The 13,606-nt window shown below is 64.0% G+C and carries 12 protein-coding genes and 2 pseudogenes; 8 read left to right on the forward strand and 6 right to left on the reverse strand.

All coding sequences use genetic code 11. The annotated features are described in order from the left end of the window. Window positions 1-72: 72 nt before the first annotated feature. From M1B35_RS28880 to M1B35_RS28910, 7 genes and pseudogenes are all read left to right on the forward strand, one after another. Window positions 73-1,077 carry a substrate-binding domain-containing protein gene (locus tag M1B35_RS28880; RefSeq protein WP_123330388.1) on the forward strand — a complete coding sequence of 335 codons (1,005 nt, stop codon included), beginning with the start codon at window positions 73-75 and terminating at the stop codon, window positions 1,075-1,077. A 75-nt stretch (window positions 1,078-1,152) separates the two neighbouring features. After that, window positions 1,153-2,685, forward strand: a complete 1,533-nt coding sequence (gene araG, locus M1B35_RS28885) for an L-arabinose ABC transporter ATP-binding protein AraG (RefSeq protein ID WP_268263752.1) — start codon at window positions 1,153-1,155, stop codon at window positions 2,683-2,685. A 25-nt stretch (window positions 2,686-2,710) separates the two neighbouring features. Further along, entirely contained in the window at window positions 2,711-3,679 is a 969-nt protein-coding gene (araH, locus tag M1B35_RS28890; protein ID WP_123330393.1) for an L-arabinose ABC transporter permease AraH, read from the forward strand. 148 nt (window positions 3,680-3,827) lie between these two features. After that, window positions 3,828-4,542 (forward strand): annotated as a pseudogene (locus M1B35_RS28895) (GntR family transcriptional regulator). After that, window positions 4,539-5,537 carry an ADP-ribosylglycohydrolase family protein gene (locus M1B35_RS28900; protein ID WP_268263753.1) on the forward strand — a complete coding sequence of 333 codons (999 nt, stop codon included), beginning with the start codon at window positions 4,539-4,541 and terminating at the stop codon, window positions 5,535-5,537. Before M1B35_RS28895 ends, M1B35_RS28900 begins: the two are co-directional and overlap by 4 nt. Window positions 5,538-5,685: 148 nt before the next feature. Continuing rightward, on the forward strand, window positions 5,686-7,152 hold the full coding sequence (locus M1B35_RS28905; protein ID WP_123330397.1) for a purine-cytosine permease family protein: 1,467 nt from the start codon (window positions 5,686-5,688) through the stop codon (window positions 7,150-7,152). Next, a complete protein-coding gene (locus M1B35_RS28910; RefSeq protein WP_123330399.1) occupies window positions 7,145-8,071 on the forward strand; it encodes a PfkB family carbohydrate kinase in 927 nt (308 codons plus the stop codon). Before M1B35_RS28905 ends, M1B35_RS28910 begins: the two co-directional genes overlap by 8 nt. Window positions 8,072-8,120: 49 nt before the next feature. On the opposite strand, the pseudogene M1B35_RS28915 reads toward M1B35_RS28910, so the two are convergent. The 4 genes and pseudogenes from M1B35_RS28915 to M1B35_RS28930 form a co-directional block, all read right to left on the reverse strand. After that, window positions 8,121-8,500, reverse strand: a pseudogene (locus M1B35_RS28915) (Rho termination factor N-terminal domain-containing protein). A 38-nt stretch (window positions 8,501-8,538) separates the two neighbouring features. Then, window positions 8,539-8,865: a hypothetical protein gene (locus M1B35_RS28920; protein WP_123330403.1), complete on the reverse strand. Its 327-nt coding sequence runs from the start codon at window positions 8,863-8,865 to the stop codon at window positions 8,539-8,541. A gap of 86 nt (window positions 8,866-8,951) precedes the next feature. Further along, entirely contained in the window at window positions 8,952-10,169 is a 1,218-nt protein-coding gene (locus M1B35_RS28925) for an MFS transporter (protein ID WP_425273459.1), read from the reverse strand. 117 nt (window positions 10,170-10,286) lie between these two features. Further along, a complete protein-coding gene (locus tag M1B35_RS28930) occupies window positions 10,287-10,937 on the reverse strand; it encodes an HD domain-containing protein (RefSeq protein WP_268263754.1) in 651 nt (216 codons plus the stop codon). A 146-nt stretch (window positions 10,938-11,083) separates the two neighbouring features. On the opposite strand from M1B35_RS28930, the gene M1B35_RS28935 reads away from it, so the two are divergent. Then, window positions 11,084-11,563, forward strand: a complete 480-nt coding sequence (locus tag M1B35_RS28935) for a GNAT family N-acetyltransferase (protein WP_123330407.1) — start codon at window positions 11,084-11,086, stop codon at window positions 11,561-11,563. 36 nt (window positions 11,564-11,599) lie between these two features. On the opposite strand, the gene M1B35_RS28940 is transcribed toward M1B35_RS28935, so the two are convergent. Further along, a complete protein-coding gene (locus M1B35_RS28940) occupies window positions 11,600-12,907 on the reverse strand; it encodes an MFS transporter (protein ID WP_123330409.1) in 1,308 nt (435 codons plus the stop codon). Between the two features lie 91 nt (window positions 12,908-12,998). Further along, window positions 12,999-13,442, reverse strand: coding sequence for a hypothetical protein (locus tag M1B35_RS28945; RefSeq protein WP_268263755.1), 444 nt, complete (start codon window positions 13,440-13,442; stop codon window positions 12,999-13,001). Between the last annotated feature and the right edge of the window lie 164 nt (window positions 13,443-13,606).

Genomic DNA, 13,606 nt, shown 5'->3' on the forward strand with positions numbered 1-13,606 from the left:
CCCACCGGGGGCGTACGGGTCAGGTGACCCAGCTGGACGTTGTTGGCTTTCAATAAAAATAAGGAGTGAGCTATGAATCGTCGTCGTGGGATCCGTTCCCTGTGTCACGCCGCCCTGGCGGTCACCGCGTTCAGCCTGAGCAGCAGCCTGCTGGCGGCCGAAGCAGTGAAAATCGGTTTTCTGGTCAAGCAGGCGGAAGAGCCCTGGTTCCAGACCGAGTGGGCCTTTGCGGAAAAAGCCGCCAAGGACAAGGGCTTTACCCTGATCAAGATCGCCGTGCCTGACGGTGAGAAGACTCTTTCTGCCATCGATAGCCTGGCGGCCAACGGCGCCAAGGGGTTTGTCATCTGCCCGCCGGACGTGTCCCTGGGTCCGGCAATCATGGCCAAGGCCAAGCTCAATGACCTCAAGGTAATGGCGGTGGACGACCGCTTCGTCGACGCCAACGGCAAGTTCATGGAAGAGGTGCCGTACTTGGGCATGGCGGCCTTTGAGGTGGGCCAGAAGCAAGGCAACGCCATGGCCACCGAAGCCAAGAAACGTGGTTGGGACTGGAAGGACACCTACGCGGTGATCAATACCTTCAACGAGCTGGACACCGGTAAGAAACGTACCGACGGTTCAGTCAAGTCCCTCAAGGACGCCGGTTTGCCCGAGGCCCATATCATCTACGCGGCGCTCAAGACCCTGGACGTGCCGGGCAGCATGGACGCCACCAACTCGGCTCTGGTGAAACTCCCCGGCGCGGCGAAGAACCTGATCATCGGCGGGATGAACGACAACACCGTGCTCGGCGGCGTGCGCGCCACGGAAAGCGCCGGCTTTGCCGCGGCCAATGTGATCGGCATCGGCATCAACGGCACCGACGCCATCGGCGAGCTGAAAAAACCCAACAGCGGTTTCTTCGGTTCCATGCTGCCCAGCCCGCACATCGAGGGCTACAACACCGCGAGCATGATGTTCGAGTGGGTCACCACCGGCAAAGAACCGCCCAAGTACACCGCCATGGATGACGTCACCCTGATCACCCGGGAGAACTTCAAGCAGGAGCTGGAAAAGATCGGCTTGTGGAATTGACCGCCGAGGGCTTCGACAGGGGCCCGGCAACGGGCCCGATCAACGGGTGAAGAGGCGACAGGGCGAGGAGGCATTATGCACGCGCAAACAAGCAGCCCGGCTGCGGCTGGGCCGGGCGGCAGCCTGAGTTTCAAAGGTATCGGCAAGCGTTTTCCCGGGGTTCAGGCCCTGGCCGACATCAGTTTTGTGGCCCATCCGGGCACGGTGCATGCGCTGATGGGGGAGAACGGCGCGGGCAAGTCCACGCTGTTGAAGATTCTCGGCGGGGCCTATGCACCCAGTAGCGGCCATTTGCAGATCGGCGAACAGACGCTGAGTTTCAAATCCACCGCACAGAGCATCGCCAGCGGTGTGGCGGTGATTCACCAGGAACTGCACCTGGTGCCGGAAATGACCGTGGCCGAGAACCTGTTTCTTGGTCATTTGCCGTCGCGCTTCGGCCTGGTCAAGGGCGGTGAGCTGCGGCGCAAGGCCCTGGCATTGCTCAAAGGCCTGGCCGATGAAATCGACCCCCAGGACAAGGTTGGTCGCCTGTCCCTGGGGCAGCGGCAACTGGTGGAAATTGCCAAGGCGCTGTCCCGTGGCGCCCATGTGATTGCCTTCGACGAGCCTACCAGCAGCCTCTCGGCGCGGGAGATTGAGCGCTTGATGGCGATCATCGGGCGCCTGCGTGAAGAGGGCAAAGTGGTGCTGTACGTCTCTCACCGCATGGAGGAGGTGTTCCGCATCTGCGACGCGGTGACGGTGTTCAAGGACGGCCGCTACGTGCGCACCTTCGAGCAGATGAGCGAGCTGAGCCACGACCAATTGGTGACCTGCATGGTCGGTCGGGATATCCAGGACATCTACGATTATCGTCCCCGCGAACAGGGCCCGGTCAGCCTTAAGGTCGACGGCCTGTTGGGCCCGGGGCTGCGCGAGCCGGTGAGTTTTGCCGTGCACCAGGGCGAGATTCTCGGCCTGTTCGGCCTGGTGGGTGCCGGGCGTACCGAGTTGCTGCGGTTACTCAGTGGCCTGTCGCGCCAGAGCGCCGGCCGCCTGGAGTTGGCGGGGCAGCCGCTGACCTTGCGCTCGCCCCGTGACGCCATCGGTGCCGGCATCCTGCTGTGCCCCGAGGACCGCAAGAAGGAAGGCATCCTGCCGCTGGCCAGCGTCGCCGAGAACATCAACATCAGCGCCCGCGGTGCTCACTCCGCCCTGGGCTGCCTGCTGCGTGGCGACTGGGAACGGGGCAACGCCGACAAACAGATCAAGGCCCTGAAAGTGAAGACCCCGTCGCCCGGGCAGAAAATCATGTACCTGTCCGGCGGCAATCAGCAAAAGGCCATTTTGGGTCGCTGGCTGTCGATGCCGATGAAGGTCCTGTTGCTGGACGAGCCGACCCGGGGCATCGACATCGGCGCCAAGGCCGAGATCTACCAGATCATCCATAACCTGGCCGCCAGCGGCATTGCGGTGATTGTGGTGTCCAGCGACCTGATGGAAGTCATGGGCATTGCCGACCGCATCCTGGTGCTCTGTGAGGGCGCGGTACGCGGCGAGTTGCCCCGTGCCGAAGCCAATGAATCCAACCTGCTGCACATGGCTTTGCCCCGCCAGCGCGACTAAGGCCCTGGTGAACCAAGAGGTGTCTATGAATACGCAAAACACAACCCTGGATGCGCCGCGCAAAAGCCTCAACCTGCGACGCTTTTTCGATGACTGGGTGATGCTGCTGGCGGCCCTGGGGATTTTTGTCCTCTGCACCCTGTTGATCGACAACTTCCTCTCGCCCCTGAACATGCGTGGCCTGGGGCTGGCGATTTCCACCACCGGGATCGCCGCCTGCACCATGCTCTATTGCCTGGCGTCCGGGCACTTCGACCTTTCCGTCGGCTCGGTCATCGCTTGCGCCGGGGTCGTCGCGGCGGTGGTGATGCGGGCCACCAACAGCGTGTTCCTCGGGGTCAGCGCGGCGCTGCTGATGGGGCTGATCGTGGGCCTGATCAACGGTATCGTCATCGCCAAGCTGCGGGTCAACGCATTGATTACGACGTTGGCGACTATGCAGATCGTCCGCGGCCTGGCCTACATCTTTGCCGACGGCAAGGCTGTGGGCGTGTCCCAGGAAAGCTTCTTCGTCTTCGGCAACGGCCAACTGTTCGGTGTGCCGGTACCGATCCTGATCACCCTGGTGTGTTTCGTGTTCTTCGGCTGGCTGCTCAACTACACCACCTACGGGCGCAACACCATGGCCATCGGCGGCAATCAGGAAGCGGCGTTGCTGGCTGGGGTCAACGTGGACCGCACGAAGATCATCATTTTCGCCGTCCACGGGCTGATTGGCGCCTTGGCCGGGGTGATTCTCGCCTCGCGCATGACCTCGGGCCAGCCGATGATCGGCCAGGGCTTCGAGCTGACGGTGATTTCTGCCTGTGTACTGGGCGGTGTGTCCCTGAGTGGCGGGATTGGCATGATTCGTCACGTGATCGCCGGGGTGCTGATTCTGGCGATCATCGAGAACGCCATGAACCTGAAGAATATCGATACCTTCTATCAGTACGTGATTCGCGGTTCGATCCTCCTTCTGGCGGTGGTGATCGACCGTCTGAAACAGCGCTAGCCTGCACCTCTCCAGCGTATCGCCCGGTCCTGCCAAGCAGGGCCGGGCTGATACCGCTCAATGTCTTCCGGCGTCCTGCCGGTTATTTTTCTTGGATGACCAAATAAATTTGTTGCCGAAGCCGATACTTTTCAGCTTCAATTTGTACATGATTAAACATGTCCGATTCGATAAAAAAAACACGGGTGGTCGACGAACTGATTCGACGCATCGAGAGCGGCCTCATGGAGGACGGTTTCCTGCTGCCGGGTGAGCACCAGTTGGCTGAAGAATTCGGTGTCAGCCGCGGCACCTTGCGTGAGGCCCTGGCCGAGCTCAAGCGCCGCAAGTACATCGCCACGCAAAGCGGTGTGGGCTCCATCGTCACCTTCGACGGTGTGATCCTCGACCAAGGCAACGGTTGGGCCCAGGCCCTGGCTGACACCGGTGCCCTGATCAACACTGAAGTGCTGCGCCTGGAAGCGGTGCAACGGCCGGACCTGCTCAGCCGCTTCGGCACTGACCAGTTCATCGCCCTGGATCGCCGTCGACGCTCCACCGACGGTTCTGTGGTGTCCCTCGAACGTTCGTTGATGCCTGCCACGGGCGGCCTGGAAAGCCTGCCCCGCGTCGGCCTGATCGATAACTCCCTGACCATCACCCTGGCCGCCTATGGCTATATCGGTGAGCGTGGCGACCAGTGGATCGGTGCCGAGCCGTTGAACGCCGAACAGGCCGCACTGCTCGGTCGACCAGTGGGCACGGTGTTCCTCAAGGCCTTGCGCACCACCTACGATCGCCAGGGCCGGTTCATGGAGCAGGTGGAGAGTTTTCTCGACCCCGTGCATTTTCGTCTGCACCTGCAATTCGGGGCGCAGAAATGACCCCGTTCAATCGCGCCCTCGGCGCGTTCTACGGCCTGGCCTTGGGAGATGCCTTGGGCATGCCGACCCAGTCCCTGAGTCGCGCACAGATCCAACAGCGCTTTGGCGCCATCAGTGGCCTGGAAGACGCCGGCCCCGACCAGCCGATTGCCGCCAACATGCCCAAGGGCTCGATCACCGATGACACCGAGCAAGCGATCCTGGTGGGCCAGTTGCTGATCGACGGCCAGGGCCGGATTGAACCGGCATTGCTGGCCCAGCGCCTGATCGAATGGGAGGCGGTGATGCAGGCCAAAGGCTCGCAAGACCTGCTGGGCCCTTCGACCAAACGCGCCATCGAGATGATTCTCGCCGGCCATTCTCCTGAAGAATCGGGGCGCTACGGCACCACCAACGGCGCCGCGATGCGCATCACGCCGGTGGGCATCGCCGCCGATGTGGACCAAGGGCCTGCCTTTATCCAGGCCGTGGTTCAGGCCTGCCAGGTGACGCACAACACGACCTTGGGCATTTCCAGCGCGGCGGCAGTGGCGGCGGTGGTCTCGGCCGGCATCAACGGCGTGCCCCTGCTCGACGCCCTGCAAGTGGGCGTGCAAGTGGCCCAGCAAGCCGAGGCCCATGGGCATTGGGTCGCCGGTGGACGCATCGCCACGCGCATCAGTTGGGCGCGGACCCTGAGTGTGGAGAGCGACAAGGCGTTGCTCGCCGACCTGCTGTATGACGTGATCGGTACCTCCGTGGCCTCCCAGGAGTCGGTGGTGGTGTCCTTTGCCTTGGCGCAGCAGGTGGCCATGGGTGAACTCCAGGCCTTCGAGGCCCTGTGCATGGCCGCCAGCCTGGGTGGCGACACCGACACCATTGCCGCGATACTCGGGGCGATGCTCGGCGCGTGCCTGGGGTTGGAGTGCTGGCCCACCGACCTGGTCGAGCAGGTCAAGCAGGTCAACGACCTGGACCTTCAGCCGCTGGTGCAGGGGCTACTGGCCCTGCGCTGAGGCAAGCGCCGACCGGCCGGCCCCGGGCGGGCCCGGCGGGCGGCAAACAATTGGCAATGGAATGCACTGCAATGGCGAGGACTGCCAGGATGCTGATCAACTTCCGTAATTGCCTACAACCATAACAACGGCAACAGGAGCACGTTTCATGAGTTCACAGAGCATCGGACAAAGCGCCGGGCAATTGGAGACCCGGGGGATCGAACCGGTACCGGAAGGCGAATGCAACGGCCATCCGCTGCAACTGTTCTGGGTCTGGTTCGCCGCCAACATCAGCATCCTCGGCCTACCGCTGGGGGCGACCCTGGTGGCCTTTCGCGGGATGGCGATCTGGCAGGCGGTCATCGTGGCGATCCTCGGCGCGGCGGGCTCCTTTGCCGTGGTGGGGATCATCTCAATCGCCGGGCGCCGCGGTCGCGCGCCCAGCCTGACCCTGTCACGGGCGATCTTCGGCGTGCGGGGCAATATCGGCCCGACCCTGGTGTCGCTGATGTCGCGCCTGGGCTGGGAAACCGTCAACACCACCACCGCGGCCTTCGTGCTGCTGTCCTTGTGTTCCATCCTGTTCAACTCGCCTGTGCAAGCCAAAAGCGCACCGCTGCTGACCTTGCTGTTCATCGGCATTTTCGTGCTGCTGACCCTGGCGGTTTCCGGGCTGGGCCACGCCACGCTGCTGGTGATCCAGAAGTGGGCCACCTACGTCTTCGGGGCCCTGAACCTGCTGGTGGGCGGCTTCCTTTGCGCCACCATCGATTGGACCGCAGTGTTCAACGCCACCCCGGCGCCCCTCAGCGCCATGATCATTGGCGTCGGCACCATGGCCGCGGGCACCGGCATCGGTTGGGCCAATGCCGGCGCAGACATGTCCCGCTACCAGCACCGCAGCGTCAAGGCGGCGCGCCTGGTGGCTTCGGCCGCATTCGGCGCCGGTATTCCCTTGGTGCTGTTGATCACCCTGGGTGGCTTGCTGTCGGTGGGCAATAACGACCTGGCCTCGGCCACGGACCCGATCATCGCCATTCGCGACATGCTGCCGACCTGGATGGCCGTGCCGTACCTGATCACCGCATTCGGTGGCCTGCTGCTGTCGAACAACCTCTCGGTGTATTCCGCCGGCCTCACCACCTTGACCCTGGGGCTCAAGGTCAAGCGCTTGCACGCAGTCGTGGTGGACATCGTGGCGATCTTTGCCGGCTCGATTTACTTCATGCTGATTGCCGAGAGCTTCTACGGGCCCTTCATTACCTTCATCTCCTTGCTGGCGGTGCCGATCACCGCGTGGGTGGGGATTTTCGTGGTCGACCTGATTCATCGCCATTACTACAGCCCCAAGGACCTGCTGGATGTCAGCCCGAGCAGCGCCTACTGGTATCGCGGCGGCGTGGAGTGGCGCGCCTTCGGTGCCTGGGCCCTGGCCATTGTCCTGGGTTTCAGTTTCACCACCATCGGCACCACGGCCGAAAACACCTGGTTCGCCGGCCCCTTGGCCGACTCCTGGCTGGGCCATAACGGCCTCGGCTGGATCGTCACCTTCCTGGTCGCCGGTGGGGTTTACGGCCTGCTGGGCGGGGCCCGGGATCGCCGTGCCGGGTTGATCGAGAATGCCCATGCCTAGATTGCTGCACAGCGGCCAGGTGATCGTCGACCTGGTCATGGCCGTGGACCATTTGCCCTGTTCCGGGGGGGACGTGCTGGCGCAATCCGCCCGTTTTGAAACCGGTGGCGGCTTTAACGTGATGGCCGCGGCGGCGCGCAATGGCTTGCCGGTGCTGTACCTGGGGCGCCACGGTCAGGGCCGTTTCGGCGACCTGGCTCGGGCGGCGATGCACGCCGAAGGCATCCAGGCCAGCCTCGGCCCCAGCGTGCACCGGGATACCGGTTTGTGCGTGGCCCTGACCGAAGCCTCGGCCGAACGCAGCTTTATTTCCCACATTGGCGTCGAGGGCGAGCTGAGCGCCGAGGACTTGGCGGGTGTGCAGGTGGCGGCTGACGACTATGTCTACGTCAGTGGCTACAGCCTGCTGCTGGCGGACAAGGCCCAGGCTTTGCTCGACTGGCTGGCCGCCTTGCCCCGGGAGGTGTGTGTGGTTTTCGACCCCGGACCGCTGGTGGATTCGGCGGATGGTTCGTTGATGGCGGCGTTGTTGCCGAGGGTCGACCTCTGGACCAGCAACGCTATCGAAGCCCAGCAATTTACCGGCACCCAGGACATCGCCGGCGCCTTGCTGCGGCTGCAGGACCTGCTGCCGGCCGGGGCGCTGCTGGTGGTGCGTGATGGTCCTCAGGGGTGCTGGATCTCTCGCCAGGGCCGGACCGAGCATGTGCCGGGGTTCAAGGTCGAGGCGCTGGACAGCAATGGCGCAGGCGATGCCCACGCCGGGGTGCTGATTGCCGGGTTGGCCCAGGGCCTGCAGCCGTTGCTGGCGGCGCGTCGGGCCAACGCGGCGGCGGCGCTGGCTGTGACCCGACGCGGTCCAGCCACCGCGCCGGGCACGGCACAGGTGGATGAGTTGCTGGCTGGCGTGGGTGCCTGACTGGACGCCTGATTGAAGAGCCAGCCCTCAATCAGGCGCCACGGCTGAATCAACCGGCTTTGCGCAGCGCTTCGATCAGCTCCTCTTTGCGCATGGTCGAGCGCCCGGGATGTCCTTGTCCCGGGCCTCTTTCAGCAGGCTGCTTTTTTTCATGCTGGCCAGCGAGGCCACGCTATTGCGGGCATGCCCCTGGCGTGTGGCCACAGCCCGACGCGCCGATTCCCGACGATCACTGGCCTTGGCGCTTTCAGCTTTGTGTTGGCCCGAGCCGCCGGCGCGCTCGCCGCCGCCCGACTGTTTGTTCACCGTGGCCCAGGCGCGGGCCTGGGCTTGCGCTTCAGGCAGGCCGCGCTCTTCGTAGCTGGCTTCGATTTGTGCGGCGCGGCGCCGTTGCGCGGCGGTGTATTTGCGTTTACTGCCTCGAGTCATGGGATCACTCCTCGGTTGTTCGACGGTGCCGGCTGCGGCTACTGGCTGCGGCCTTCGGAGCCGGAACCGCCGGTGGTGGTTTTCGATCCGCTACCGGATGGCGTCTTGTCCGGCTCACTGGAATCCAGGGTGCCGACCCCGCCCTGGCGCCCGCTGTCATTGCCCTGCACCCGCGGGTCGGTGCCGGTGGCGGGTGGCAAAGAGCCTTCTTCCATGGGCGGCGGGTTGATGTTGATCTTCGGCATGCCCTGGGGGGCGGGGGAGGTGGGGCCTTCCACCGGGTCGGTGGGCCCGGTGGCGCCGGCGAAGGCCCCCGAGGACAGCAGCCCGGCCAGGGCCAGGGCAGTCAGTTGAACCTTGATCATGGTATCGCCTCCTTTCGTTGCAGGGTCGCTACCTGATATTGGTCAGCCCTGAGGGGAGGTTGGTGCCACAGGATCGACGAACGGTCTCAAGCGCGCTGGGGGATTTTTGCCTGTTGCCAACCGCGCCAGAACAAGCGCCCGAGGCTGATCGCCCAGTTCAGCAGGGCGATGCCCAGGACAGTCAGCATCAAGGCCTGCATGCCGTATTGCACAATGATCTGGCCGGCCAGCAGGGGAAAGCCGAACACACCGATAAAGTAGGCCAGGCTGAACAACAGCAGGGCCTGGGGCGTGCTGCCGGTCGGGGCTTCATTGGCCGCCAGGCCGTTGATCACCGAGTAGGTCAGGCCGTAGCCGACGCCCAACACCACGGCGGCCAGCAGGTAGCTGAAGCGGCTGTCCACGGCGAACTGGAACAGCAGGATCGACACCACCATCAAACCGGACAACAGGCACGCGGCGCGGTAGGGGTCGCGCTTGACCACCATCCCGGCAATCAGCAGGCGGCTGGTGATCGCCGCACTGATAAAGCCGAGAAAGAACAGCGAGTAGTCCAGGCCGCGAGAGGCTGCGTAGCTGGTCTGGAAACTCGACAGCCCACCGAACACGCAGCCGCCCAGGCCCACCATGAGGATGGGAAACAGTGCTTTGGAGGACAGCACTTGGGTGCTGCTGGCCCAGCTGATTTTCGCTGCCGACGTACCCAGGTGATTGGTGGTGGTGCGCAGGCGCTCGCCGAGGAACCAGAAGATCACCATGCCCAGCAGGCTGGCCGCCGCAGCAATGAAAAACGCGGCAGTCAGTGGATAGCCCAGGGCATTGGCCAGGCGCCCCAGCAGCGGGCCGCAACCAATGCCGGTCATCATGCTGCCGGACAGCAGGGCGAAGTGCCGGGCGCGCTGGGCCGGCTCCACCATCATCGCCACCAGGATCGGCCCCAGGGTGTAGAACAGGCCCCAGCCCAGCCCCAGGGTCAGACCGAAGAACAGCAGGCTGTGGCCGAATCCCGGGGTCAGGGCAAAGCCCAGGCTGGCCACCACCAGCAGCCCGCCGAACAAGGCAATGGCCCGTGCCGCGCCCAGCCGGTCACACAGGTGGCCCGAGCACAGCACCGCGACAAAGGTGCTGAGCATGGCGGCGGAAATCACGCTGCCGGCGTCGTGCTCATTGCCGCCACGGGAGCCAATCAGCAACGACAGCAGAAAGGTCGAGCCGTAAGACAGTGAGAGCAGGAAGCTGGCCAGACAGAACAGCCCGAACAGCGTTCCTGAAACCTTGGGTTGTGCAGTGCCTTGCATGGGCATGAGTCCGCCTTGTCCTGATGGAGTTAGGGGCGGATTTCTACCATGGGCACGCGGGCGGTTTGTTGTGTTCCTGCTGGTCTCAGGATTAGTCGCTGGCGGAGTAAGTGGGAGGCCGCCTCAGGCGCCGATCTCTTCCAGGAGTTCGTCCATGAAACGTTGCAGGCGCTGATGACGCACCTCCGCCAACTGGCTGCCGGCGAGGGTCTGGAAACCCTGGGCCAGGTGCAGCAGCTTGGTGCTGAAGTGGTCCAGGGTGAAGCGGCTGTCGTCGTAATCCCGGGCCTGTGCGCGTGGGTCGCCAGGGTCATACAGGGCGTTGCCCATGCGCCCGGAGAGGTAGAAGGTGCGGGCGACACCCAGGGCGCCGAGTGCGTCGAGGCGGTCGGCGTCCTGGAGGATCCTGGCTTCCAGGGTGCGCGGCGTGATCCCGGCGGAGAAACTGTGGGCTTCGATGGCATGGGCGGCGGCGTCGATCTTCTCCGCCGGCCAGGCCCGTTCGGCGAGGATCTCGCGGGCCCTGTTCGCCGCCAAACGTGACGCCTGTGAGCGCAGCGGCGAGTTCTTTTCCACGGCCACGCAGTCATGCAACAGGGTGGCGGCCAGCAATACCTCAAGGTCGCCGCCTTCCTGGTGGGCGATGCGCCGGACGTTGTTCCACACCCGCTGCAGGTGCGACAGGTCATGGGCGCCGTCCGAACCCGGTTCCAGGGCGTGGGGCAGCAGCACACGGGCGAGGTCTGGCAGCGGGGCAAAGACGTGGGCGGTCATCTGGGGGCCTGGGCAATCCGAACGGGCGGACACTTTAGCCGCTGCACCGGGGTTTTGCGCAAGTTGCAAAAGGCCGGTAAATGCCCGTGCATGTGTTTGCCCTGTCGATCTACTATGGCCGCCTGATTCCGCCACGAGATGCACCGATGTCTGTCCAGATCCGTCCCGCCGTGCCCAGTGATGCGCCGCAGATTCTTGCGTTCATCACCGAACTTGCCGATTACGAGCGCGCCCGTCACGAGGTGATCGCCGGGGTTGCCGATATCGAGCGCAGTCTGTTCAGCGAAGGCGCCACGGCCCACGGGCTGATGTGCCTGCGTGAAGGCGTACCGATCGGTTTTGCCGTGTTTTTCTTCAGCTACTCAACCTGGCTGGGCAGCAACTGCCTGTACCTGGAAGACCTCTACATCACCCCCGAGCAGCGCGGTGGCGGGGCAGGCAAGCAACTGTTGCGGCACCTGGCGAAGATCGCCTGCGACAACGGTTGCGGGCGCTTTGAATGGAGCGTGCTGGAGTGGAACGAGCCGGCGATCCAGTTCTACAAATCCCTGGGTGCCCAGCCCCAGGAAGAATGGGTGAAGTACCGCATGGACGGCGAAGTGCTGCGGGCCTTCGCCCAGGGTTGATCGCGGGCCCGTCCTGGCCGTTGGCGGGGCAACCCGCTAGCGGTTGACCAGCCTGGCCGGCAAGGCAATCACCAGCAAGCTGCTGAGGATCAGGCAGCCGGCAAAGAACCACAGGGCCCCGGCGCTGCTGCCGGTGACGTCGATGGCCACGCCCATCAGCGAGTTGCTCACCAGGCCGGCGATGTTCGCCAGCGAGCAGGCTAGGGCAAACCCGGCGGCCGCTGCGGTGCCCTTGAGAAAGGTCGCCGGCAGGCTGAAGAACACCGGCACTGCACCGATGATGGCCGCGGAGGCAATGGCGAACAGCAGCACGGTAGCCACCAGGTTGTGGCTGAAGAACGGCGCGCTGGCCATGGCCGCTGCCCCCACTAGAAACGGCACGATGATGTGCCAGCGGCGTTCGCGGTGTTTGTCCGAGCTGGCGCCAATCAGCAGCATGCCCAGCAACGCGGCGACACTCGGCAGCGCGGTCAGCAGGCCGATGTGCAGGGTGTCGACGACCCCGGCGTTGCGGATAAAGGTCGGCATCCAGAAGCCCATGGCGTAGGCGCTGAGCAGAATCGAAAAATCGATGCCGCCGAGCATCCACACCTTGAGGTTGAGCAGGCCGTCCCGCAAGCGTTGCTGGCGTTCGCCAGTGTCGGCATCGTCGGCGCGCAACTGCTGGTCCAGCAGGGCTTTTTCGTCGGCGTCGAGCCACTGGGCGTCCTGGAAACGGTTGGGCAGCGCCCAGAACGTCAGTAGCCCCAACAGCACGCTGGGCACCGCTTCGATCAGGAACAGCCATTGCCAGCCGCGCAGGCCCGCGGCGTTATCGAAGTGGCCCATGATCCAGCCCGACAGTGGGCCGCCGATCACGCTGGAGAGCGGTAGGCCGATCATGAACAGGGCGATGACGCGGCCCCGGCGGTAGGTGGGGAACCAAGTGGTCAGGTAATACAGCACCCCCGGCAAAAAGCCGGCTTCCGCTACCCCGAGGAGAAACCGCAGCAGGTAGAACTGAGTGGTGGATGTCACCAGCAGGGTGCAGGCCGAGATCAGGCCCCAGGTGATCATGATGCGGGCGATCCAGACCCTCGCCCCGACGCGCTGCAGGATCAGGTTGCTCGGCACTTCAAACAGGATGTAGCCCACAAAAAACAACCCCGCGCCCAGGCCGAAAGCGGTCTCGCTGAAGTGCAGCTGGTCGGTCATCTGCAACTTGGCGAAGCCGATGTTGATCCGGTCGAGGTAGGCCGCCAGGTAGCACAGGCACAGAAACGGAATCAGCCGCCAGGTGATCTTGCGATAGAGCGCCTGGGTCGGGTCGGCGTGCAGGGCGGCGATACCAGGCGAGTTGCTCAACGGTCTGGATCCTTACGGAGGGGGCTTTGGGCGGCGGAATATAGCATGGGGCGGGGTGGCGGCTGGGTTGATCAGCCGCCTCGCGGGTGCGTCATTCGGTGCGCTCCCAGTCGCCGCCGATCAAGTCTTCCAGGGTTTGCGCCACCGAGGTTTTAAAGGCGCCAGCCTGGCCGGCGTCGTAGGCGGTTTTCCACACCTGGTAACCCTCGTTGAAGTCGGGGATTTCCTTGGCCGTGCCCACTTGCCGGGTGACGCTGCGTTCTACGGCACTGGCGCGAAAGGGCAGGTGTGGCAGGTCGGTGAACGGCTGACCATCGACCGGGTTGAGCATCCGGATGCCATCGACCCGGATGTGCACCACTTCGCCCAGGTCCGGGTACTGCTCGACTTTCAGAATGGTCAGGGTCGATGCGTTTTCCCCGGGGCGGTTTTCATAGGCCCAGATGTCGCCCACCTTCAGGGGTTGGCCGCCTTGGGCGGCGCAGGTGGTGAGCAGCACGCCGGAACCCAGCAGGCGCTTGATCAGTGATTTCATGGTTCTTCCTTGAAGGGCAGATAGATTAGGCCGGCATTTTAATCGGCTGGCACGGGTGATGTGTTGTTCTATTTATTCCCTATATGTGGGATGTAAATTTATATATTGAGATTTTTATTGCGTCAGGTTTATAGTCGCCGCCATCAGCTCTTACGCACTCACTG

The sequence above is a fragment of the Pseudomonas morbosilactucae genome (assembly GCF_023241665.1).
Lineage (GTDB): Bacteria > Pseudomonadota > Gammaproteobacteria > Pseudomonadales > Pseudomonadaceae > Aquipseudomonas > Aquipseudomonas morbosilactucae.

Bases quoted from the DNA above. Each gene is read 5' to 3' on its own strand.
- M1B35_RS28880 (WP_123330388.1), top strand. From the start codon at position 73: ATGAATCGTCGTCGTGGGATCCGTTCCCTGTGTCACGCCGCCCTGGCG.
- araG (WP_268263752.1), top strand. From the start codon at position 1,153: ATGCACGCGCAAACAAGCAGCCCGGCTGCGGCTGGGCCGGGCGGCAGC.
- araH (WP_123330393.1), top strand. From the start codon at position 2,711: ATGAATACGCAAAACACAACCCTGGATGCGCCGCGCAAAAGCCTCAAC.
- M1B35_RS28900 (WP_268263753.1), top strand. From the start codon at position 4,539: ATGACCCCGTTCAATCGCGCCCTCGGCGCGTTCTACGGCCTGGCCTTG.
- M1B35_RS28905 (WP_123330397.1), top strand. From the start codon at position 5,686: ATGAGTTCACAGAGCATCGGACAAAGCGCCGGGCAATTGGAGACCCGG.
- M1B35_RS28910 (WP_123330399.1), top strand. From the start codon at position 7,145: ATGCCTAGATTGCTGCACAGCGGCCAGGTGATCGTCGACCTGGTCATG.
- M1B35_RS28920 (WP_123330403.1), bottom strand. From the start codon at position 8,865: ATGATCAAGGTTCAACTGACTGCCCTGGCCCTGGCCGGGCTGCTGTCC.
- M1B35_RS28925 (WP_425273459.1), bottom strand. From the start codon at position 10,169: ATGCCCATGCAAGGCACTGCACAACCCAAGGTTTCAGGAACGCTGTTC.
- M1B35_RS28930 (WP_268263754.1), bottom strand. From the start codon at position 10,937: ATGACCGCCCACGTCTTTGCCCCGCTGCCAGACCTCGCCCGTGTGCTG.
- M1B35_RS28935 (WP_123330407.1), top strand. From the start codon at position 11,084: ATGTCTGTCCAGATCCGTCCCGCCGTGCCCAGTGATGCGCCGCAGATT.
- M1B35_RS28945 (WP_268263755.1), bottom strand. From the start codon at position 13,442: ATGAAATCACTGATCAAGCGCCTGCTGGGTTCCGGCGTGCTGCTCACC.